Origin of the sequence: Pseudomonas sp. BP6 (assembly GCF_017875935.1) — a bacterium.
GTDB classification, from domain to species: Bacteria; Pseudomonadota; Gammaproteobacteria; order Pseudomonadales; family Pseudomonadaceae; genus Aquipseudomonas; species Aquipseudomonas putida_Y.
Window position 1 is genome coordinate 341,400 of the sequence record NZ_JAGINI010000001.1, and the last position, 18,317, is coordinate 359,716.

The window sequence follows — 18,317 nt, forward strand, 5'->3', positions numbered from 1 at the left end:
ACGGTGGCACCAACAGACCGACACAGTCGTAGTAAGCTATGTGCCCAGTTTTTCGCACTCAGGGTACTTCGTGCAGATGAACGAACAGGGACGTAAACCGTTGATCGATGCGAGCTTCGAGCAGCAGGAGCTGTTTCCGATTCGTGAAGTGTCACGCTTGACCGGTGTCAACGCCGTCACCCTTCGTGCCTGGGAGCGCCGTTATGGACTGATCCAGCCCATCCGTACCGACAGTGGTCACCGCTTGTATTCCCAGGCTGATATCGATGAAATCCGCCGTATCCTCGGGTGGCTGGAGCGCGGCGTGGCGATCAGCAAGGTGGGCAGTATTCTGGCCCGCGGCCATGCCCTCTCCGGGCAGGCTGGCGGCGCGGTGGACACTAGCCTGCGCTGGCAAAACCAGATTCGCCTGGCGGTACAGCACTTCGATGTGGCGGGCCTGAATCGCCTTTATGACGAGGTGTTCGCAGCCAGCACCCTGGATCAGGTTTTCGCGGATGTACTCATGCCGGTGTGGCATGACATGGTAGTCCGGCAAGGCGGCTATGGGCAGGCCAGCGAATGGCTGTTCTATGACCAGTTCCTGCGCGGTCGGGTTTTCGCCCGCTTGCAGCTGGCCCGTGTGCCGTGTAGCCGCACCGTGCTATTGGCGCCATTGCCGGGGCAGTGCCATGAGCTTGAGTTGCTGGTAACCAGCCTGATCCTGGATAGCGACGAAGTTCGCGTGATCCCGTTGGCGAACGGGCAGCCGCTGCAAGAGCTTGCGCTGGTCTGCGAACGGCTGAAGCCGGACGCCCTGGTGCTGTTTTCCCATCAGTCGCCCACAGCAGAACTCACGCGGCACTTCAAGCGCCTGGCGTCGATGCTGGAGTGTCCGTTGTTACTGGCCGGCGAAGCGGCGGAAGCGGTACAGGACAGCCTGGCTGGCAGCCCTGTAGCCTGCCTGGGCGCGCAGGGCAGTGTGATGCGCCAGCGCTTGCGGCAGTTTCTGGCCCGTCAGCTCGATACCTGAGTGTGCAACTCGGGGTGGGCCTGACGGTGGGCCTGGAGGATGTAGTCGCGCAGGCGTTCGATTTCTTCGGCTGGGCTTTGGCTGAGGTCGTAGGCAGCCAGGTCCGAGCCGATGCGCCGGCCCAACACACCATGCAGTTCGATCGGGTTGATGCCGCCCGGGGCGAAGCGCAGCGCGAAGCGGGCGGGTGCTGTTGGCAAATCACGGACTTCCAGCAGCACACCCTTGAAGGAAATCTCGCGTACCCACAGGCCGCTTGTTTCGTCATGGGCATCGAGCAGTGCGCTCGGCTGGTCCATCGACAGGCGCCATGGGCGCAGCATGGGGCCGTCTTCGTAGATTTCCGGTGAACCCAGTTGCAGGTGCAGGGCGTGGAACTCGTCCTCTACCAGCTGCAGCGGGAAACTGATTTGCTGGTTGTTGAACTGGGCCTGCAAGGTCACCTGCTCGTTAGCCACCAACCGGGTGAGCAAGCTTTGTATGCGGCGGTCGCCATTGACCAGCAGGCTCGACATGGTGTCAGCCAGGTTCAGTTGCGGCGAATGCTGCATGTTCTGTATGAAATCCAGCTCGTCCTGGGTCAGGAGCGCGTCTGCTTGCATGATCGAACTCGGTGGTGGCGATTTCTTCAACGGAATTGACCGTGCGTGGCGGACTTGGTTCAGGCGCGTTCGTCGGGTTTCAGATGAGCGCGCAGTTCTGCCAGCTCCCGTTCCAGTTCGACCTGGCGGCTGACGTCTTTCTGGATGCCGATGAAGTAAGTGCGCTGGTCGAAGCCGCTCTTCACCGGCGTGATCGACAGCTCGTTCCAGAAGGCGCTGCCATCCTTGCGATAGTTACGCAGCACTTCGCGGCATGGGCGGCCCTCGGCCATGGCCTTGCGGATGCGTGCGCGGCCAAGCTGGTCACGGTCGTCAGCCTGCAGGAACCGGCAATCCTGATAGAGAATCTCGTCACGGTTGTAGCCAGTGAGGCATTCGAAAGCGGCGTTCACGTAGATCAGGATGGTGTCGTCGCCTTCCTTTTCGGCAACCACGATGCCGTCATTGGACGCATCGACCATCGATTGCAGCAATTGCGCGTTGATCATGTCCGGGCCATAGGTGAAGGAAAACGGAAGATGGCGACTTTGGTAAGGGCGGCCTTTTGCCAGCGTTGAATGCTAGTATCCTACGTTTTCACTCAGTTTCGGAATCCTCTACTCGATGAAAGTCGCCATTATTTCCGGCTCGGTCTATGGCACCGCCGAAGAAGTCGCCCGTCACGCTGAATCGCTGCTCAAGGCGGCAGGTTTCGAGGCTTGGCATGCTGCGCGTGCCACCCTTCAGGATCTTCAGGGTTTTGCCCCTGACGCCTTGCTGGCCGTGACCTCGACCACCGGTATGGGTGAGCTGCCGGACAACCTCATGCCGCTGTACAGCACCCTTCGTGACACGCTGCCCGCGGCCTGGCGCGGCTTGCCTGGCGCGGTGATCGCGCTGGGCGACTCCAGTTATGGCGATACCTATTGCGGTGGTGGCGAGCAGATGCGTGAGCTGTTCGCCGAACTGGGCGTGCGCGAAGTGCAGCCAATGCTGCGCCTGGATGCGAGCGAGACGGTGACCCCGGAAGCGGATGCCGAGCCTTGGCTGGCTGAGTTGGCGAGCGCACTGAACGCCTGACCCGACACCTGTGCAGGCGTGTTAGCCGTGGGGCTCGCGCAACAAGGCCAACCACGCCTGCGCCGCCCGTGACAGGTAGGCGCCGCGTCGCCAGATAAACGCGATATCCCAACGCAAATCCTCCTGCGTATTCAACGGCACACGCACCACCCCGGGGCGTTCCAGCGCTTTTGCCACCACCCGGGGCAGCATCACCACGCCCTGGCCCGCTGCCACCAGCGCCGCCAAAAAGTCCGCCTGCCCGCTGCGCCCGCCTTCCTTGGGGGTGAAGCCCTGCTGCTGGCATGCCTTCAGCAGCCGGTCGTTGAGCACGAAACTGCGCTGGTACAGCAGGAACGGTGTATCGGCCAGTTGCCTCAGGCCCACGGCGTCCAGGCCCGCCAGGGCATGGCCAGCCGGCAGCAAGGCATCCAGCGGCTCGTTGCAGAAGGGCTGGTAGTCGAATGCCTCGTCGGTGGGCGTCAAGCAGCCGCCCAGTTCCAGTTCGCCACTTCTGACGGCCTGTTCGACGTTGCGGCTGCCGCCTTCAAGCAGCTGGATGGCGATGTTCGGATGACGCCGCCGGTACTCGGCGAACAAGCCGGCGAACAATGTGTCGCTGCCAAGCATCGGCAAGCCCAGGCGTAGTTCGCCACGCTCCATCTGGCTGAGATCGTCCAGCTCGTTGAGCAGCGCCTGGCGCATGCGCAGCAGGGCTTCGCCACGTTCCAGCACGATGCGCCCGGCAGCGGTCAGGTGCAGGTGCGACGCCTGGCGCTCCAGCAGCGGCTGGCCCACATCTTGCTCAAGCTGGGCCACCTGCTTGCTCACGGCCGACTGGCTGATGTGCAGGGTCTGTGCCGCCTGGGTAAAACCGCCGCGGTGCACAACTTCAATGAAGCTGCGCAGTTGTTTGAACTCCATGAGTCGAATTCCATTTTGGAATGGCGAGTAGTCTAACAATTCGCTTCTGGCCTAGGCAGCCAAATCTTAGAATGAGGGCCTGTCGAGGAACCCCGCCATGAAACCTGCATTATTGAAAAAAGCCCTGCGCCTGTTTGTCGAGCTGGCGGTTCTCTGTGCGCTGTTCCTGCTTGGTGGCCAGATTGCCAGTTGGCTGGGCTGGCCGATCCCCGGTGGTGTGATGGGCCTGGCACTGCTGTTGATACTGTTCGCTTCAGGTGTGCTCAAACCGGCCATGCTGCAACTGGGTGCTGGCTGGCTGATGGCTGAGATGCTGTTGTTCTTCATCCCGGCGCTGATGAGTTTGCTCGACTATGGCTCACTGATCCGTGATGAGGGCTGGCGCATCTTGCTGGTGATCGCCGTGAGCACGCTGATGGTGATGATAGTGACCGCCATGACCGTTGAGCTGGTGTGCCGCTGGAGGTTGCGCCATGAGCCTTGAACCCATGCCGCTGTTCTGGTTGGCCTTGACCTTGCTGGCTTACCTGGGCAGCCGCTGGTTGTACCGGCGTAGCAAACGCTACCTGCTGTCACCGTTGATCCTGGTGCCGTTGTTGCTGCTGGCTGTGGCCGTGCCACTGCATACAGCCTATGCCGAGTATGCGCGCAACACCCACTGGTTGATGAGCGTGCTCGGCCCGGTGACCGTAGCCTTCGCGGTGCCGATCTGGCAGCAGCGGGCCATGCTGGCGCGCCACTGGCCGGCCTTGATGGTGGGCATGGTCGCTGGCAGCAGTGCCTCGATCGCCAGCTCCTGGGGGCTGGCACACCTGTTGGCGCTGGACAGCGCAACCAGCCTGTCGCTGGTGCCGCGCTCGATCACCACGCCATTTGCCATGCCCATGGCCCATGACCTGGGTGGGGTGCCAGAGCTGACAGCGGTGTTCGTGATGTTCACCGGCGTGCTCGGTGCCATGTTCGGCGGTGTGCTGTTGCGTTGGTTGCCGCTGCGTACGCCGCTGGCACGAGGTGCGCTGTTCGGTGTTGGCGCGCATGGTGCCGGGGTCAGCCGGGCACAGGAAGTGGGCCGTGAGGAAGGCTCGGTGGCCGGCCTGGTGATGGTCCTGACCGGGCTACTCAACCTGTTCGCGGCCCCCTTGTTGGCCTTGCTCCTCTGACCGTTCGTGCCACTGACTCGCTCAGTCATCAAGCTGGCTGGCAACGCAAGTTCCAGCCAATGGGCTGCTGGCTAGACTTTGCCTCGACATAGAGAGCACATGTAAGTGCCGAGGTGACATGCAATGAACGCAGCCTTGCCCTATTCCGCCAACACCACTACACCGGGACACTTCTGATGCCTCTGGCCGAGATTCCATTGTGCGTCTGGCGTACCCGGGCACAGAGTTTCATCTTCCGGGGCCAGAGCATCCGCTACTGGACCGCAGGGCAAGGAGAGCCTCTGCTTCTGTTACACGGTTTCCCCACCGCCAGTTGGGACTGGCACTACCTGTGGGGCCCTCTGAGCCAACGTTTCCGGGTGATCGCTTGCGACATGCTCGGCTTTGGTGATTCGGACAAGCCCGTCGATCACACTTACAGCCTGATGGAGCAAGCAGACCTGCAGCAGGCATTGCTTGCCCACCTGCAGGTCACGGAGCCGGTGCACCTGTTGGCTCACGACTACGGTGGCAGCGTGGCGCAGGAACTGCTGGCGCGACACCATGAGCAGCGTGCCGACATTGGCAGCTGTGTGTTCCTCAACAGCGGGCTGTTCCCCGAAAGCTGCCGCATGCTACTGATCCAGAAGCTGCTGCTCAGCCGGTTTGGCTGGCTGGTCGGGCGCTCGTTCGGGCGTGACGACCTGGTGCGTAATGTGATGCAGGTCTACGGCCCCTGCACCCATCCCAGTGAAAGCGCGCTGGATGACTTCTGGAGCCTGATCGCTGCCAACCGGGGCACGCGCATCCTGCACAAGCTGGTGGGCTACATGCCGGAGCGCAGGTTGCACCGCGAACGCTGGGTAGGGGCGATGCAATGTAGAGGCGTGCCGCTGCGCTTGATCAATGGCATTGTCGACCCGCTTTCCGGCGCGCACATGCTTGAGCGCTACCGGCAACTGGTGCCGGAGCCAGACACCGTGCAGTTACTGGGCATTGGCCATTACCCGCATACGGAAGCGCCAGTGCAGGTACTGCGCCACTACCTGGCCTTTCGTGAGCGGCCGCTGAGCTATTACCCGCCGAAAGTGGCGTGGTCATGACGGGGCCTTTGCGCTAACGGGACAGAGCGCTGTCCGTGCGGCGCTCGGTCTCATCGACGCTGAAAATATCGACGGTCACCTGACAGCCAGCGTGCATTTTCAGTCGCCAAAAAAAAGGCCGCTGCAAGCCGCAGCGGCCAATCGAGACGTCAGATCAAGGAGCTTCAAAATCTACGTCGGTGAACCTCGCAGGCTTGAAAGGCGGGGGGGAGAGCCCTTCAAGCCGGCCAGTGAGTTAAGAATAAGCGCTTGATCCGTCTGGAAAAATAGCTTCTGTCGACATTCACCTTTACGTTTCAGGCAACAGTGCCAAGTGCTGGGTAAGCTTCCCTGCGCTATTGCCTTTCTCATCCGTTCACTCTGCTGCTCCCTTGTTTTGGAGCGCAGTTCATGTCTTTCGATTTCAATCTTGGCATCACCAATTTCGGTCAGGGGTGCCCGGATGCACGCTCTGTGAAAGAACAGGTGAAGGCCATGATGGCTCACGCCCAGGAGCTGCAACAGCTGATGGCTACGGTTGCGCAACTGGCCAGCCTGATCCCGGAGGCTCATCGACAACAGTTCACCGAGCAGAAGCGTTTGCCGTTGGCGGTTGTCGAGTCGCTTGTGCCGCAAAGGCAGGCGGTTCTTGACCAGTGGTGGGAGCAACAGTCCAGGTTAAGTTCGAAACCGCTTACCCTGGCGTCCCATTTGATCCAGCTGATGTTTGCCGAAACGCGCCTCAAGGCCCTTACGTTCAAGGCCTGGGAAGCCGGTATCGAGGCCCTCGAGCAGGGCGGGGACGTAAACAAGCATGAGGTGCACCTGGTTGCCGGCGATTTGCGTTTTCGTTTGCCGGGTGTCGTTGCCAGCAGTCATGACCTCGAACAGAACCCGGACGCACCTGCGGATTTCCTGATCTACAGCCTGGCCAGCGGTTGCTGGTTCGACACTGAGCGCGCGCGCGCAGCCCGTGAACTCGCCCCTGCCTTTGCTGAAGGCAGCCCGTTGCGTTGGCTGTTGTCTTCGCAAGAGCGGGCAGCGCTGTCTACAGAGGGTTTGACACTCGATTTCGTGCCGCTGCAGGTGCCACTTCACAGGTATTTCATCCGTGATCTGCAGGCTATCCAGCTTGAAGCCACCCGGCGCAGCCTGCGGATCAAGGTCGATGACGCCCGGCGTCTCACCCAGCTCGACAGTGCGGCCCGGCTTGAGCCTCTGGTGGCTGCGCTGCAGAAACGTGCGACGCGGCATGTGCGCGCGTACCGCACCAGCCTGCTGCCCGAATGGCGGCGGTTCATGCAGGGCGAGGGACTGCAAGCCTATCGACAACTGGAAGATGATCTGCAGGTGAAGGAGAAGCGTTGCACCGAGCGTCTGGCGCAATGGCGCGACCTGCGCAGCTTCGCCCAGAAACAGGTCAAGCAAGCCCTTGGGCTGAATATCGACCCCGAGCAGGTGCGGCTGCGAGTCAGTCACGTCGATGACCCTGAGCAGGCGATGAAACACACCCTGCTCGATTGGGCGTTGAGTGGTGGCTACAGCGGGTGCCAGCTCAAGGTCGAAGTCCTGGGTGAGCGGCACCGTTCATTGTTGGGGGGCACCTCTGTCCAGCGGGTGATCGAGAAACTGGATTTGCGCGTCAGCTACGTCAAACAGATCCGTACGCTCTATGACGACACGTTGACCATGGCCGCACTGTGTGAGGTTCTTGATGCGCGGCTGGCGCTGGCCAATCAGGCCGCTCGTCATCAAGGTTTTCACCCGGCGGCGTTCGATCTGTTGCACCACGCACGCCGGGGGGAAATGCAGGCCAATGGCATCAGCGCCGGTCTGGTTTGCCTCAATGGTGCGCCAACGCCCTTGAAGGACCTGCTGTGCCTGGTACAGGGCGATCAGTACCTGCTCTATGCCCCCGGCGCACCGGGAGGCGATTTTCATCTTTTCGACTCACTCGAAAAAATGGCGCTCGAAATCGGTAGCTGGACCTTGTTGCCGGTAGGCAGTGAGTACCTGCTGGGGCAATGCTCGCGGGCCCAGCATGATTCGCTCAAGCGCCATTTGCGCAAGGTCGGGATGCTGCCCACCGACTGGTCCATGCACAGCGTGACGCTCGCGCCGGTCAAGTCGCAGCAGTGGCCGGATGTGCTCAATGCCCTGGCCAAGCGCAAGATCACTGCCCTGATCGAGGATCAGCAGGCCACCACGCCAAGCTGGTTCATCAAAGCCAGTCGTACCGAGCAGCAGGCACTGGTTGATATCGACCAACTGCTCAAGCTGGCACAGACCAGGTATCAGTCGCTGATGAAGATGCCGAGCTTTCGCACCTTCGCTCATCGACAGGTGACGGAAAAGGTCAATTCATACCCGGGCAATCGCGGCGGCCCAATCAACCCGGATCAGGTATTGATAGCGCTGGAAGAGGATGCTTTTCGCACACTGACGCAGACCGTCATCAAAGGGTATCCCACGTATTACAATTTTTCCGGCTTTGCCCGCATCACCTCGGCTACGGGCCAGGATATCTCGCACCTGAGCCCGGCGCTGCTGGGGAGCTACATCCGCGCTGCCGACCTGGGCAACAAGTACATCGAAGAAGTGAAAGCGCAGTTACTCGACCGTTCCAGGCCTGAATATGAAAGGCTCAGGCAGTGTTATCGCACGCTCTTCGCTTTGAAGATCAGGCGTGCCGTGCTCAGCGAGAAACTTCAGGGCAGCTTGTCGGGTCGCCATGCGCAGTGGCTGGCGTCAGTGATCGACAGCTTTTCCGGGACCTCGATCGACGCGGCGTGCAACCTTTATCCGTTATGGATGGACGATTGCCCCGTCCAGGGTGCCTACCTGCTGAAACCTGCTCGGGACCGCGAACTTGAGCCTCTGGTCTATCTGCCAGAAATCGAGCAAGGGCCCACTCTGCGGACCCTCAGTGAGCTGGCAAGGACCTGGCGTGAGCACGACTTGGCAGGTTATTGCCAGGACCGCGTGCCGTTATCGAGCCAGTCGCGCATGAACGCATTGATCGAAGAGCAACTGCGCGCCGGAGATGGCATTGAGGTGGTGCTGGACGCCGTTGCCCGAGGCAGGGGCGTGCGGGCGCCGATAGGGGAGACCGGGCGTATCGGGGATCCTGTCCAGGACCTTGAAAAGCGGATCAGGCGGATGATCAACGAAGCCGCTGAAGACAGCGCAGGCGCTGCCGAGCGTATTTCGGCCGTGGTGGTGGAGTGGGGGATCGTACTGGCTGGCATCCTCACGGTGCCGTTTCCACCGGCGGCCATGGCCGTCGGGCTTTTCTGTGCGGCCAGGTCCTTCGTCACCGGGGCCACCGCGTGGAGCGATGGCGACCGTTCCGCCGCCTTGCTGTCGTTCGCGGCGGGGGTTGCAGGAACGGTGGCTTCCACGGGGGTCTTGGTGCGGCTGTTCGGTGCCGCACAGAAATACATCACCGTGCTTTCCCGGGCAGAGGTGTCTCAGCCCACGGCCTTCTCGCGTGTGATCGGGCGGCTATGCGATGACTACGGCGATTTGGTGAGCGAGGTGGCGCCCGCCCTTTATGACGGTTTCTCTCAGGAACTGCTCTGGCTGGTCGAGGAGGAAACGCTAGACGTCGAAGCGCAGTGTGGGTTGCCCGCGTAACCCATGCGCCAGCTCACGGTTCGTGCGGCCGTGAGCAGGCGCTGCGCCGCCGGCCCATGTTCATCGGCATGGAAGATCGACGTCGGCCCGACCACGGTCATCACCGCGGCGATCTGCCCCATGGCGTTGAATACCGGCGCCGACAGCGCATCCACTCCCGGCATCAGCAGGCCATGCACATGGTGCAGGCCCTTTTCGCGGATGCCGGCCAGCAGTGTGTGGTAGTCACTGGCGGTTTGTTGCAAAGCGGCCAGTTCCCTGTCGCGCAGCTCCTGGGTTTCTCGCTCGGGCAGATAGGCGGCGAATACCAGCCCGGTGGACGAACTGAGCAATGGCAGCACCGAACCGATCTGGGTCACCACGGTGACCGCGCGCACGGCAGGTTCGATGCTTACCACCGTGGCCCCCTGGTTACCCCACACGGCGATGAAGCAACTTTCGTTGAGTTCATCTCGCAACTGCGACAACGGCATTGCCGCCACCTTGAGCACATCGATGCTGCCCAACGCCGCCAGCCCCACCCGCAGTGCCTCACGCCCCAGCCCATAATGGTTGGTGGCGGCATCCTGCTCGGCAAAGCCACTGGCAATCAACGCCTGCAGGTAGCGATGCACTTTGCTTGCAGGCATCTGCACGTGCTCGGCCAGGCGTGATAGTGAAGTCGAGGGTGAGAGTTCTGCGAGGGCCTTGAGGATGTCGGTGCCGACTTCCGCCGAGCGGACCTTCTGCTTGCCGGTGTCGGTGGGGGAGTTGGCTTTGGCCATGGGAGGGGAGGTTCCGGATTTATCGTGTCGCCTTTATAGCTTGACGCCTTGAGCGGAGCAAATTACGTTATTCGTAATCTGATTACGATAAAAACAAAATCCGGAGGCATCGATGAACCGCGACACGTCGCCCGACCTTCACTACCTGAGCGGCTTCGGCAACGAATTCGCCAGCGAAGCATTGCCCGGGGCGCTGCCTGTCGGGCAGAACTCCCCGCAGAAGGCCCCGTACGGCCTGTATGCCGAGCTGCTGTCGGGCACGGCGTTCACCATGACCCGCAGCGAGCTGCGCCGTACCTGGCTATACCGCATTCGGCCTTCTGCCTTGCACCCACGCTTCGAGCGTCTGGCGCGCCAGCCGCTCGGTGGGCCACTGGGTGGCATCAACCCCAATCGCCTGCGCTGGAGCCCGCAGCCGATTCCTGCTGAACCGACCGATTTCATCGAAGGTTGGCTGCCCATGGTCGCCAACGCCGCAGCGGAAAAACCGGCTGGCGTGAGCATCTACATCTACCGCGCCAACCGGTCCATGGAACGGGTGTTCTTCAACGCTGACGGTGAGCTACTGCTGGTGCCGGAACAGGGCCGCTTGCGTATCGCCACCGAGCTGGGCGTGATGGAGGTCGAACCGTTGGAAATTGCGGTGATCCCACGTGGCATGAAGTTTCGCGTCGAACTGCTCGACGGCCAGGCCCGTGGCTATATCGCGGAAAACCACGGTGCGCCGCTGCGCCTGCCGGACCTGGGCCCGATCGGCAGCAACGGGCTGGCCAACCCCCGCGACTTCCTCACGCCTGTGGCCCACTACGAAGAAGCCGAAGGCCCGGTGCAACTGGTACAGAAGTTCCTGGGTGAGCACTGGGCCTGCGAGCTGCAGCACTCGCCACTGGACGTTGTGGCCTGGCATGGCAGCAACGTGCCGTACAAGTATGACCTGCGCCGCTTCAACACCATCGGCACCGTCAGCTTCGACCACCCGGACCCCTCGATCTTCACCGTGCTCACCTCGCCAACCAGCGTGCATGGCATGGCCAACATGGACTTCGTGATCTTCCCGCCACGCTGGATGGTGGCCGAGAACACCTTCCGTCCGCCATGGTTCCACCGCAACCTGATGAACGAGTTCATGGGCCTGATCAATGGCGCCTACGACGCCAAGGCCGAGGGCTTCCTGCCGGGTGGTGCCTCGTTGCACGGGGTGATGAGTGCCCATGGCCCCGACGCCGAAACCTGTGAGAAGGCCATTGCCGCTGACCTGGCACCGCACAAGATCGACAACACCATGGCCTTCATGTTCGAGACCAGCCAAGTGTTGCGCCCGAGCCTGCAAGCCCTTGAATGCCCGCAATTGCAGGCCGACTACGATAGTTGCTGGGCAACCTTGCCGAGCACCTTCAACCCGAACCGGAGATAACCCATGAACCACACTGCCAATGCCCGTAGTTGGGTCGAGCACGCCAACGGGCACAGCGACTTCCCGCTGCAGAACCTGCCATTGGGCATCTTCAGCCGGCCGGGTGAAGCCAGGCGCTGTGGCGTGGCCATCGGCGACGCGATCCTCGACCTGGAGGCGGTGCTGGCCGCCGGCCTGTTCGACGGGGCGGCCAAGGCCGCCGTTGAAGCCACCCGCGGTGGGGCTCTGAACGCATTCTTCGCTTTGGGCCGCAACGCCCGCGTAGCCCTGCGCGAGCGTTTGCAGGTGCTGCTGGGCGAGCACAGCGAACACCAGGCAGCCCTGAAGCCGGCGCTGCTCCCGGCCAGCGACTGCCAGCTGCACGTGCCAGCGCAGATCGGTGACTACACCGATTTCTACGTTGGTATCGAGCATGCGAAGAACGTGGGCAAACTGTTCCGCCCCGACAACCCACTGCTGCCCAACTACAAGTACGTGCCAATCGGTTATCACGGCCGCGCCTCCACCATCCGCCCGTCCGGCACCGACGTGCGCCGGCCCAAGGGCCAGACCCTGCCGGCCGGGCACACCGAGCCGAGCTTCGGCCCTTGCGCTCGTCTGGACTACGAACTGGAACTGGGTATCTGGATTGGCCAGGGCAATGACATGGGCCAGGCAATTCCGGTAGGCGATGCCGCCGAGCACATAGCCGGCCTGTGCCTGCTCAACGACTGGTCGGCGCGCGATATCCAGGCTTGGGAATACCAGCCACTGGGGCCGTTCCTGTCCAAAAGCTTCATCACCACCATTTCGCCCTGGGTTGTCACCGCCGAAGCATTGGAGCCGTTCCGCTGCGCCCAGCCGGCCCGCCCGGAAGGCGACCCGCAGCCACTGTCGTACCTGCTGGACAAGCGCGACCAGGCCAGCGGTGCATTCGATATCGAACTCGAAGTGCTGCTGCTGACCGAGCGCATGCGCGAACAGGGCATTGCCCCGCACCGTCTGACCTTGAGCAACACCCGCAGCATGTACTGGACCGTGGCGCAGCTGGTGGCGCACCACAGCGTCAACGGCTGCCAGCTGCAGCCGGGTGACTTGTTCGGTTCGGGCACGCTGTCGGGTGCCACGCCGGGATCGTTCGGTAGCCTGCTGGAGATCACCGAAGGCGGCAAACTGCCGATCGAGCTGGCCAGCGGCGAGGTGCGCAAATTCCTTGAAGACGGCGACGAAATCATCCTGCGTGCCCGCTGCACACGTGACGGCGTGGCCAGCATCGGTTTCGGCGAATGCCGCGGCACGGTCATCGCAGCCAACTGAGGAGGCAGGGGTATGGAGCTGTACACCTATTACCGTTCCACCTCGTCCTACCGGGTGCGCATTGCCCTGGCGCTGAAGGGGCTGGCTTACCAGTCCCTGCCGGTCAACCTGCTGCAGGGTGAGCAGCGCGGTGAGGGCTATGTAGCCGTCAACCCGCAGGGCCGCGTACCGGCCTTGCGCACTGATGGTGGTGAGGTGCTGGTGCAGTCGCCGGCGATCATCGAGTACCTGGAAGAGGTTTATCCACAGCCTGCGTTGCTGCCGGCCACAGCCGAGGCACGGGCCAAGGTACGGGGGGTGGCGGCCATCATTGGCTGCGACATTCACCCGCTACACAACGTCAGCGTGCTCAACCGGCTGCGCCAGGCCGGTCAGGACGAAGGGCAGGTCAACCAGTGGATCGGCCACTGGATCACCCAGGGGCTTGCGGCAGTGGAACAACTGATTGGCGATCACGGTTTCTGCTTTGGCGACACACCAGGGCTGGCGGATGTGTACCTGATCCCGCAGTTGTACGCGGCCGAACGTTTCAACATCGACCTCCACAGCTTCCCACGCATCCTGCGGGTTGCCGCATTGGCGGCCGCGCACCCGGCGTTCACCAAGGCCCACCCCGCCCAGCAACCGGACAGCCCGGCTCAGTGAAGTGAACGGTTCGCCGCCGGAAGCTTGCCGATTTGCTCGGACAGCTTCAGGCGCTGGACCGGGTCTTCCGTCAGTAGCAACGCATGCTCCAGGTCGAAGCGCTCGGCCTGCGGGCAATCCAGATGATGGTAGAGCGAGGCGCGGGTCATATAGTCGCTCACCTGTACCGGGCCCAACTGCATGATCCGCTCTGCATCGATCAACGCCGCCAGGTGGTTGTCATTACTGATGTGCAGTTGGCGCAGGTTGCGTGACAGGCGTTGCAGCATCTGCATCGGGCTGGCGCTGCGCAGGTGCTCTGCTGTCAGCGCCTGGTGCGGGCCGAACTGGCGCGCCAGCAACTCGCGGCAGTCGCTGGGGTACAGGCGCCGGCCGCCGCAGGGATCGAGCAGGTGGTCGGCACCCGGCACGCGCAGCAGGAAATGGCCAGGGAAGCCCACACCCTCCAGCGGTATGGACAGGCGCCTGGCCAGTTCCAAAGCGAGGATGGCCAGGGTCAGTGGTTGGCCGCGGCGGCGCTGCAATACCTTGTCCATCATCGCTGCATGCGGGCGCAAGGGGTGGTATTCATCCTGCTGAAAGCCCAGCGCATTAAGCTGGCGCAGCAGTGGCTGGGCCAGTTCGCACAGCGGCAGCATCGGCAGGTTGGCGCTTATCTCGCGCTGCAGGTCGTGCAGCGCAGCAAGGCTGGCCGCGGGCTCGACACCAGGGTCGTGCTCGGCGGCAATCCACAATGCGGCTTCCAGCAGGTCGACAGGCTCGCGTTCCAGGCAGGCCAGGCAGGCTTGACGTGGCTTCATGGGGCATCTCCACACACATTTGAGTATTAGCCGTGGCGCGTGGTTTCGTCCAGTGGTCCGGCGGCGGCGTCAACGCCGAGGCCGTGCCTATACTGGAAGGAGCACCTCGTAGGGGAGCCGGTCGATGTTCGCGCTGATGCAAAGCACCCGTACCCAGTCACTGCACCTGTTCAATGACCCGTCTACGGGCCTGAAAGCCGTTGTGGCAATCCACAGTGAGCAGTTGGGCCCTGCCATGGGTGGGTGTCGTTACCTGCCTTACGCCGATGACGAAAGCGCCATGACCGATGCTATTCGCCTGGCCCAGGGCATGAGCTACAAGGCAGCACTGGCCGGCTTGCCGATGGGGGGTGGCAAAGCGGTGATCATGCGCAACCCGCATGTGGAAAACCGCGCCGCGCTGTTCGAGGCCTTTGGCCGCTTCATCGATACCTTGCATGGGCGCTTCATCATTGCCGTGGACAGTGGCACCTCGACGTTGGACATGGACTGCATTGCCCACAGCACACCCCATGTAACCAGCACCACTGCCTCGGGCGATCCATCGCCCCATGCGGCGATGGGGGTGTTCGCGGGCATACGTGCCACTACCTCGTTCCGGCTGGGCAGCGATGACCTGAGAGGCTTGCGGGTAGCGGTGCAGGGGTTGGGCAATGTCGGTTATGCACTGGCGGAGCAATTGCATGCGGTGGGGGCAGAGCTGCTGGTCAGCGACCTGGACCCGGGGCGGGTGCGGCTGGCGATGGAGCAGTTCGATGCCAAACCGGTGACCAACGATGCGTTGATCAGTACCCCTTGCGATATCTTTGCACCCTGCGGCGTGGGCCCGGTACTGAACGGGCAGAGCGTGATGCAACTGCGTTGTGCGGCAGTGGCGGGGGCGGCCAACAACCAGCTGACTACCTTGCAGGTGGCAGACCAGCTGGAGTCGCGCGGCATATTGTATGCACCTGACTACGTGATCAATGCCGGTGGGCTGATCTATGTGGCACTCACCCACCGTGGCGAAGATCAGGGCACCATTACTGCGCACCTGGCGCGTATCCCTTCACGGTTGACCGAAGTGTTTGGCCATGCGCAGGCGGAGAAGCGTTCGCCGGCAAGGGTGGCGCAGATGTTGGCGGAACGGTTGTTGTATGGCTGAAGGTGATGATGGCGTTGTGGGCCACTTCGCGGGTAAACCCGCTCCCACACCTCCAGATCACTCGGCAGCAGCATCCTCAAGCAACTCGGACAACGCATCCGGCTGGCTTTTGAACGCCCGGGCGAACACATCGCGGTTCTTCGCCATGTAGATACCGGCTTCCTCGACCTGCTGCTCGGTCAGCGACGGCACCGCCTTGTGCAGCACCTCGGCCAGGCGCTCGGCCAGTTCGAGCATTTTGTCGTGACGGTCTGCTTCGGCCTTATCCATGAACAAGCGCTCCGGGTCGCGGCTGCTGCGGTACACCACTTCGACGGCCATTCATCACCTCTATGCCTTTTTGCTGGTTGTGTTGCGGTTTACTGTATCTATATACAGTAATGGCAATGCTGGTTGGTTCGCAAGCAGAAATTGTAGCGTGGCATAGACCGAGCGAATGCGGTGGCGGTTGCGACGGTGAATGGTTGGGGGATATTGGCCGGCAGGTCCGGCCTATTCGCGGGTGAACCCGCTCCTACGGGGGCGTTAACGGCTGGATTTTGCGTCAGGCACGTGATCGCAAGGAGAGCAGTCTGGCTCAAGACATGCGCTGTAGATGTAGATGCTCTGTTGGCGGTCAAGCTTTTCTGTGGGGTCTACGGCCGATTGTGTCAGGGCGGCAAGGCGCCTGCCTTGGTTTTTGCGGTGTTGCGTAGATCGAGCGCCGCCCGCGCGGCGCTCGATCTCACAGGCGCTGAAACTGCTGCGGCAAACACATAGAGGCCTTCATCCAACCTGAAGCGAAATCCTCACGGCTTCATACCCAACTCAGCATCATCCATCAGCGCCTTGGCCATGGCACTCAGATAATGGGCGGCCCAGATCATCATGGGTTTCTCCTCCATCAGGCCAGTAATGGTCAATTCACGCACATAGCCCATCAATTCCGACGACTGCTCGCGGGCGTCCCTGCAGGGGATGCCGGGCTCGATGCGGAACAGTGGATGGGTGCTGTTTTCGCCTTGATAGAAAGTGGTCTTGCCGACGGTGAATTGGGTGTCTTCTGTTGTCATTGTTCAATCCCCTGAAGTTTCTCTAGTGCCTGGCCGACCCTTTCGCGGGCATGCCCGCTCCCACAGGCTCCCACAGGTACTGTGCAAGTCTTGAGGCTGTGGTGATCCTGTGGGAGCGGGCGAGCCCGCGAAGAGGCCGGCCTCCCGGCGCATTAACCAGCCTTAGTGCGAAGTCCTGGGCTCAGCGGGCATCTGCACCTGAACCAGTGCCGACTCAAGCAGAGCCCGCAGCGCCTCCAGCTCATGCATCGAGGTCATCATCAGGATCGAAACCGGTGACTTGGGCTGAAGCAGCAACGCCTGATGCACCACGGTAGCTGCGCACAACGCGTAGTCGGTGGCCTGGATCAGGGTGTCTTCGAGGGAATGGGGGGTGTGGGGTGGATCGGGAACTATTTTCAGCATGCTCTGGTATCCATTTTTGGGGCCGCTCCCCACTTGCTGTCAAACAGGTAGGTGGCAGCTGTGCACAGGTTGACAGACCGGCGGATACCAGAACCGGCGCACGCGAACGTGCCCCATGCACAGCCACCATAAAGGGAAAAGCTATGCAAAGTATCTCATCGCGGCCTGTCAAAGCCGATCGCTGATATGCAGCGACCCGCCGAGACTAGATCGCTGCCAAAACGGCCGCAATGGAAAACAGGCGGCCAGAGTATCTTTGGGAAATGCCCTACAAGGAAGGGGTTAAATCTGATTTTTCCCCAAGCACGGCCGTGCATTTCTGCAATGCGCCATGCCTCAAGGTGCCTTGCGGCAATCGGTCGCCTTCCAAGACAGGGGCTTGGCCCTTTAACTGCATGGCACAAGCGTCACATCAGCGACGCATCATCCTTAAAGACGTATCGGGGAATGGAACATCGTGAACATCAAATGGGCAGAAAAACTGCGCAAGGGCCTGCACGGCTCGGCCGACTCGCTGGGCAACCTTTGCGTCGAGGCGTTCCATTACCTGGCGCTGTTCGGCATTGGCGCGATCACCGCCTACGCGGCGGTGGTGACGTTCCTGGACATGCTGGGCAAGGGCGGGATCAGTGTCGATGACATCCTGCTGTTGTTCATCTACCTGGAGCTGGGGGCGATGGTGGGGATCTACTTCAAGACCAACCACATGCCGATCCGCTTCCTGCTGTACGTGGCAATCACCGCGCTCACTCGCCTGCTGATCGGCGATGTTTCGCACCACAAGGCACCGGACGAAGGGCTGCTGTACCTGTGCGGCGGCATCCTGCTGCTGGCGTTCTCGATCCTGGTGGTGCGCTACGCCTCGTACCGCTACCCCTCGACCAAGGTGCTGGACGCCAACGGCAAGGCAGTGGAGGAGGGCAAGTAGCCCTCAGTTGGCAACGGAATGGCGCGGCTCGTGACGGACGTCACGGGTCAGCGCGGCCAGCACTTGCATGGGGTTCTGGTCGAGTTCGATCGCAAGGCCCAGGCGGATGCTGTCGATCACCCGTTGCAGGCGCACCGGGTCGTTGCGTTGGGCCTGGGTGATGAGGCGCTTGGCGACCACGCCGGCGTCGTCGGACAGGGTTAGCATGATGCTGCCGTCAAGGTTGGTAATGCTCAGGTTGACCCGGTATTCGGGGGCGAATGCAGCACTGATTCGGTCGAAAGGGTTGTTCATGGCTGGGTGCCTGTAAAAAGGTATCTGCTGAAGTTGACCGGCCACCATCAGGTTGGTTCCTGGCAGGCAATTGGCCATTATCGCAACTACACTCCTGGAATCGCAGCCGCGACGCATGGCCAATGGCCGGCAAAGGAGTGCC

At 61.9% G+C, this 18,317-nt stretch carries 20 protein-coding genes; 11 read left to right on the plus strand and 9 right to left on the minus strand.

Annotated elements, in window-relative coordinates; genetic code table 11:
• Nucleotides 1-76: 76 nt before the first annotated feature.
• Nucleotides 77-1,012, plus strand: coding sequence for a MerR family transcriptional regulator (locus J3A98_RS01510; RefSeq protein ID WP_209963504.1), 936 nt, complete (start codon nucleotides 77-79; stop codon nucleotides 1,010-1,012).
• Here J3A98_RS01510 and J3A98_RS01515 read toward each other — a convergent pair.
• Nucleotides 997-1,614 (minus strand): hypothetical protein, encoded by a 618-nt coding sequence (locus J3A98_RS01515; protein WP_209963507.1) that lies wholly within the window; start codon nucleotides 1,612-1,614, stop codon nucleotides 997-999. The genes J3A98_RS01510 and J3A98_RS01515 overlap by 16 nt on opposite strands.
• 59 nt (nucleotides 1,615-1,673) lie before the next feature.
• A complete protein-coding gene (locus tag J3A98_RS01520) occupies nucleotides 1,674-2,102 on the minus strand; it encodes a PAS domain-containing protein (protein ID WP_209963510.1) in 429 nt (142 codons plus the stop codon).
• A 115-nt stretch (nucleotides 2,103-2,217) separates the two neighbouring features.
• Between J3A98_RS01520 and J3A98_RS01525 the strand changes: the two genes are divergently transcribed.
• On the plus strand, nucleotides 2,218-2,673 hold the full coding sequence (locus tag J3A98_RS01525; protein ID WP_003251656.1) for a flavodoxin: 456 nt from the start codon (nucleotides 2,218-2,220) through the stop codon (nucleotides 2,671-2,673).
• Nucleotides 2,674-2,694: 21 nt separating this feature from the next.
• Here J3A98_RS01525 and J3A98_RS01530 read toward each other — a convergent pair whose 3' ends face one another.
• A complete protein-coding gene (locus tag J3A98_RS01530; protein WP_209963514.1) occupies nucleotides 2,695-3,576 on the minus strand; it encodes a LysR family transcriptional regulator in 882 nt (293 codons plus the stop codon).
• A 97-nt stretch (nucleotides 3,577-3,673) separates the two neighbouring features.
• On the opposite strand from J3A98_RS01530, the gene J3A98_RS01535 reads away from it, so the two are divergent.
• The 4 genes from J3A98_RS01535 to J3A98_RS01550 all read left to right on the plus strand — a co-directional run bounded on the left by J3A98_RS01535 (nucleotide 3,674) and on the right by J3A98_RS01550 (nucleotide 9,433).
• Nucleotides 3,674-4,060, plus strand: coding sequence for a CidA/LrgA family protein (locus J3A98_RS01535; RefSeq protein ID WP_176682534.1), 387 nt, complete (start codon nucleotides 3,674-3,676; stop codon nucleotides 4,058-4,060).
• The gene (locus J3A98_RS01540) at nucleotides 4,050-4,736 is read left to right on the plus strand and encodes an LrgB family protein (RefSeq protein ID WP_176682535.1); all 687 of its coding nucleotides are present in this window, start codon (nucleotides 4,050-4,052) and stop codon (nucleotides 4,734-4,736) included. Before J3A98_RS01535 ends, J3A98_RS01540 begins: the two co-directional genes overlap by 11 nt.
• Before the next feature lie 176 nt (nucleotides 4,737-4,912).
• The gene (locus J3A98_RS01545; protein ID WP_176682536.1) at nucleotides 4,913-5,818 is read left to right on the plus strand and encodes an alpha/beta hydrolase; all 906 of its coding nucleotides are present in this window, start codon (nucleotides 4,913-4,915) and stop codon (nucleotides 5,816-5,818) included.
• A 390-nt stretch (nucleotides 5,819-6,208) separates the two neighbouring features.
• Complete coding sequence (locus J3A98_RS01550) at nucleotides 6,209-9,433, plus strand: DUF6543 domain-containing protein (protein ID WP_209963517.1); 3,225 nt, start codon at nucleotides 6,209-6,211, stop codon at nucleotides 9,431-9,433.
• On the opposite strand, the gene J3A98_RS01555 is transcribed toward J3A98_RS01550, so the two are convergent.
• Nucleotides 9,364-10,197 carry an IclR family transcriptional regulator gene (locus tag J3A98_RS01555; RefSeq protein WP_209963520.1) on the minus strand — a complete coding sequence of 278 codons (834 nt, stop codon included), beginning with the start codon at nucleotides 10,195-10,197 and terminating at the stop codon, nucleotides 9,364-9,366. The two genes, J3A98_RS01550 and J3A98_RS01555, sit on opposite strands and share 70 nt — an antisense overlap.
• A 112-nt stretch (nucleotides 10,198-10,309) precedes the next feature.
• Between J3A98_RS01555 and hmgA the strand changes: the two genes are divergently transcribed.
• The 3 genes from hmgA to maiA are packed head-to-tail and all read left to right on the plus strand — an operon-like array spanning nucleotide 10,310 to nucleotide 13,552.
• Nucleotides 10,310-11,611: a homogentisate 1,2-dioxygenase gene (gene hmgA / locus J3A98_RS01560; RefSeq protein ID WP_019436969.1), complete on the plus strand. Its 1,302-nt coding sequence runs from the start codon at nucleotides 10,310-10,312 to the stop codon at nucleotides 11,609-11,611.
• Nucleotides 11,612-11,614: 3 nt separating this feature from the next.
• Nucleotides 11,615-12,907 (plus strand): fumarylacetoacetase, encoded by a 1,293-nt coding sequence (fahA, locus tag J3A98_RS01565; RefSeq protein ID WP_209963523.1) that lies wholly within the window; start codon nucleotides 11,615-11,617, stop codon nucleotides 12,905-12,907.
• Between the two features lie 12 nt (nucleotides 12,908-12,919).
• Nucleotides 12,920-13,552 (plus strand): maleylacetoacetate isomerase, encoded by a 633-nt coding sequence (maiA, locus tag J3A98_RS01570; protein WP_209963526.1) that lies wholly within the window; start codon nucleotides 12,920-12,922, stop codon nucleotides 13,550-13,552.
• Here maiA and J3A98_RS01575 read toward each other — a convergent pair.
• Nucleotides 13,546-14,352, minus strand: coding sequence for a tetratricopeptide repeat protein (locus tag J3A98_RS01575; RefSeq protein ID WP_209963528.1), 807 nt, complete (start codon nucleotides 14,350-14,352; stop codon nucleotides 13,546-13,548). The genes maiA and J3A98_RS01575 overlap by 7 nt on opposite strands.
• Before the next feature lie 124 nt (nucleotides 14,353-14,476).
• Between J3A98_RS01575 and J3A98_RS01580 the strand changes: the two genes are divergently transcribed.
• Complete coding sequence (locus tag J3A98_RS01580) at nucleotides 14,477-15,496, plus strand: Glu/Leu/Phe/Val dehydrogenase dimerization domain-containing protein (protein WP_209963531.1); 1,020 nt, start codon at nucleotides 14,477-14,479, stop codon at nucleotides 15,494-15,496.
• 57 nt (nucleotides 15,497-15,553) lie between these two features.
• On the opposite strand, the gene J3A98_RS01585 is transcribed toward J3A98_RS01580, so the two are convergent.
• From J3A98_RS01585 to J3A98_RS01595, 3 genes are all read right to left on the minus strand, one after another.
• Complete coding sequence (locus tag J3A98_RS01585) at nucleotides 15,554-15,817, minus strand: YebG family protein (protein ID WP_176682544.1); 264 nt, start codon at nucleotides 15,815-15,817, stop codon at nucleotides 15,554-15,556.
• A gap of 467 nt (nucleotides 15,818-16,284) precedes the next feature.
• Nucleotides 16,285-16,548: a DUF3077 domain-containing protein gene (locus tag J3A98_RS01590; RefSeq protein ID WP_176682545.1), complete on the minus strand. Its 264-nt coding sequence runs from the start codon at nucleotides 16,546-16,548 to the stop codon at nucleotides 16,285-16,287.
• 162 nt (nucleotides 16,549-16,710) lie between these two features.
• On the minus strand, nucleotides 16,711-16,953 hold the full coding sequence (locus tag J3A98_RS01595; protein WP_020191460.1) for a hypothetical protein: 243 nt from the start codon (nucleotides 16,951-16,953) through the stop codon (nucleotides 16,711-16,713).
• A 457-nt stretch (nucleotides 16,954-17,410) separates the two neighbouring features.
• Between J3A98_RS01595 and J3A98_RS01600 the strand changes: the two genes are divergently transcribed.
• Nucleotides 17,411-17,881, plus strand: coding sequence for a phosphate-starvation-inducible PsiE family protein (locus J3A98_RS01600; RefSeq protein WP_003251685.1), 471 nt, complete (start codon nucleotides 17,411-17,413; stop codon nucleotides 17,879-17,881).
• 3 nt (nucleotides 17,882-17,884) lie between these two features.
• Here J3A98_RS01600 and J3A98_RS01605 read toward each other — a convergent pair whose 3' ends face one another.
• Complete coding sequence (locus J3A98_RS01605; protein WP_209963534.1) at nucleotides 17,885-18,175, minus strand: DUF3509 domain-containing protein; 291 nt, start codon at nucleotides 18,173-18,175, stop codon at nucleotides 17,885-17,887.
• Between the last annotated feature and the right edge of the window lie 142 nt (nucleotides 18,176-18,317).

What these genes read in the sequence shown, in the direction of transcription:
- J3A98_RS01545 (WP_176682536.1), top strand. Translation starts at nt 4,913, where the DNA reads ATGCCTCTGGCCGAGATTCCATTGTGCGTCTGGCGTACCCGGGCACAG.
- hmgA (WP_019436969.1), top strand. Translation starts at nt 10,310, where the DNA reads ATGAACCGCGACACGTCGCCCGACCTTCACTACCTGAGCGGCTTCGGC.
- maiA (WP_209963526.1), top strand. Translation starts at nt 12,920, where the DNA reads ATGGAGCTGTACACCTATTACCGTTCCACCTCGTCCTACCGGGTGCGC.
- J3A98_RS01555 (WP_209963520.1), bottom strand. Translation starts at nt 10,197, where the DNA reads ATGGCCAAAGCCAACTCCCCCACCGACACCGGCAAGCAGAAGGTCCGC.
- J3A98_RS01520 (WP_209963510.1), bottom strand. Translation starts at nt 2,102, where the DNA reads ATGATCAACGCGCAATTGCTGCAATCGATGGTCGATGCGTCCAATGAC.
- J3A98_RS01595 (WP_020191460.1), bottom strand. Translation starts at nt 16,953, where the DNA reads ATGCTGAAAATAGTTCCCGATCCACCCCACACCCCCCATTCCCTCGAA.
- J3A98_RS01575 (WP_209963528.1), bottom strand. Translation starts at nt 14,352, where the DNA reads ATGAAGCCACGTCAAGCCTGCCTGGCCTGCCTGGAACGCGAGCCTGTC.
- J3A98_RS01510 (WP_209963504.1), top strand. Translation starts at nt 77, where the DNA reads ATGAACGAACAGGGACGTAAACCGTTGATCGATGCGAGCTTCGAGCAG.
- J3A98_RS01540 (WP_176682535.1), top strand. Translation starts at nt 4,050, where the DNA reads ATGAGCCTTGAACCCATGCCGCTGTTCTGGTTGGCCTTGACCTTGCTG.
- J3A98_RS01550 (WP_209963517.1), top strand. Translation starts at nt 6,209, where the DNA reads ATGTCTTTCGATTTCAATCTTGGCATCACCAATTTCGGTCAGGGGTGC.
- fahA (WP_209963523.1), top strand. Translation starts at nt 11,615, where the DNA reads ATGAACCACACTGCCAATGCCCGTAGTTGGGTCGAGCACGCCAACGGG.
- J3A98_RS01535 (WP_176682534.1), top strand. Translation starts at nt 3,674, where the DNA reads ATGAAACCTGCATTATTGAAAAAAGCCCTGCGCCTGTTTGTCGAGCTG.
- J3A98_RS01580 (WP_209963531.1), top strand. Translation starts at nt 14,477, where the DNA reads ATGTTCGCGCTGATGCAAAGCACCCGTACCCAGTCACTGCACCTGTTC.
- J3A98_RS01515 (WP_209963507.1), bottom strand. Translation starts at nt 1,614, where the DNA reads ATGCAAGCAGACGCGCTCCTGACCCAGGACGAGCTGGATTTCATACAG.
- J3A98_RS01530 (WP_209963514.1), bottom strand. Translation starts at nt 3,576, where the DNA reads ATGGAGTTCAAACAACTGCGCAGCTTCATTGAAGTTGTGCACCGCGGC.
- J3A98_RS01605 (WP_209963534.1), bottom strand. Translation starts at nt 18,175, where the DNA reads ATGAACAACCCTTTCGACCGAATCAGTGCTGCATTCGCCCCCGAATAC.
- J3A98_RS01590 (WP_176682545.1), bottom strand. Translation starts at nt 16,548, where the DNA reads ATGACAACAGAAGACACCCAATTCACCGTCGGCAAGACCACTTTCTAT.
- J3A98_RS01585 (WP_176682544.1), bottom strand. Translation starts at nt 15,817, where the DNA reads ATGGCCGTCGAAGTGGTGTACCGCAGCAGCCGCGACCCGGAGCGCTTG.
- J3A98_RS01525 (WP_003251656.1), top strand. Translation starts at nt 2,218, where the DNA reads ATGAAAGTCGCCATTATTTCCGGCTCGGTCTATGGCACCGCCGAAGAA.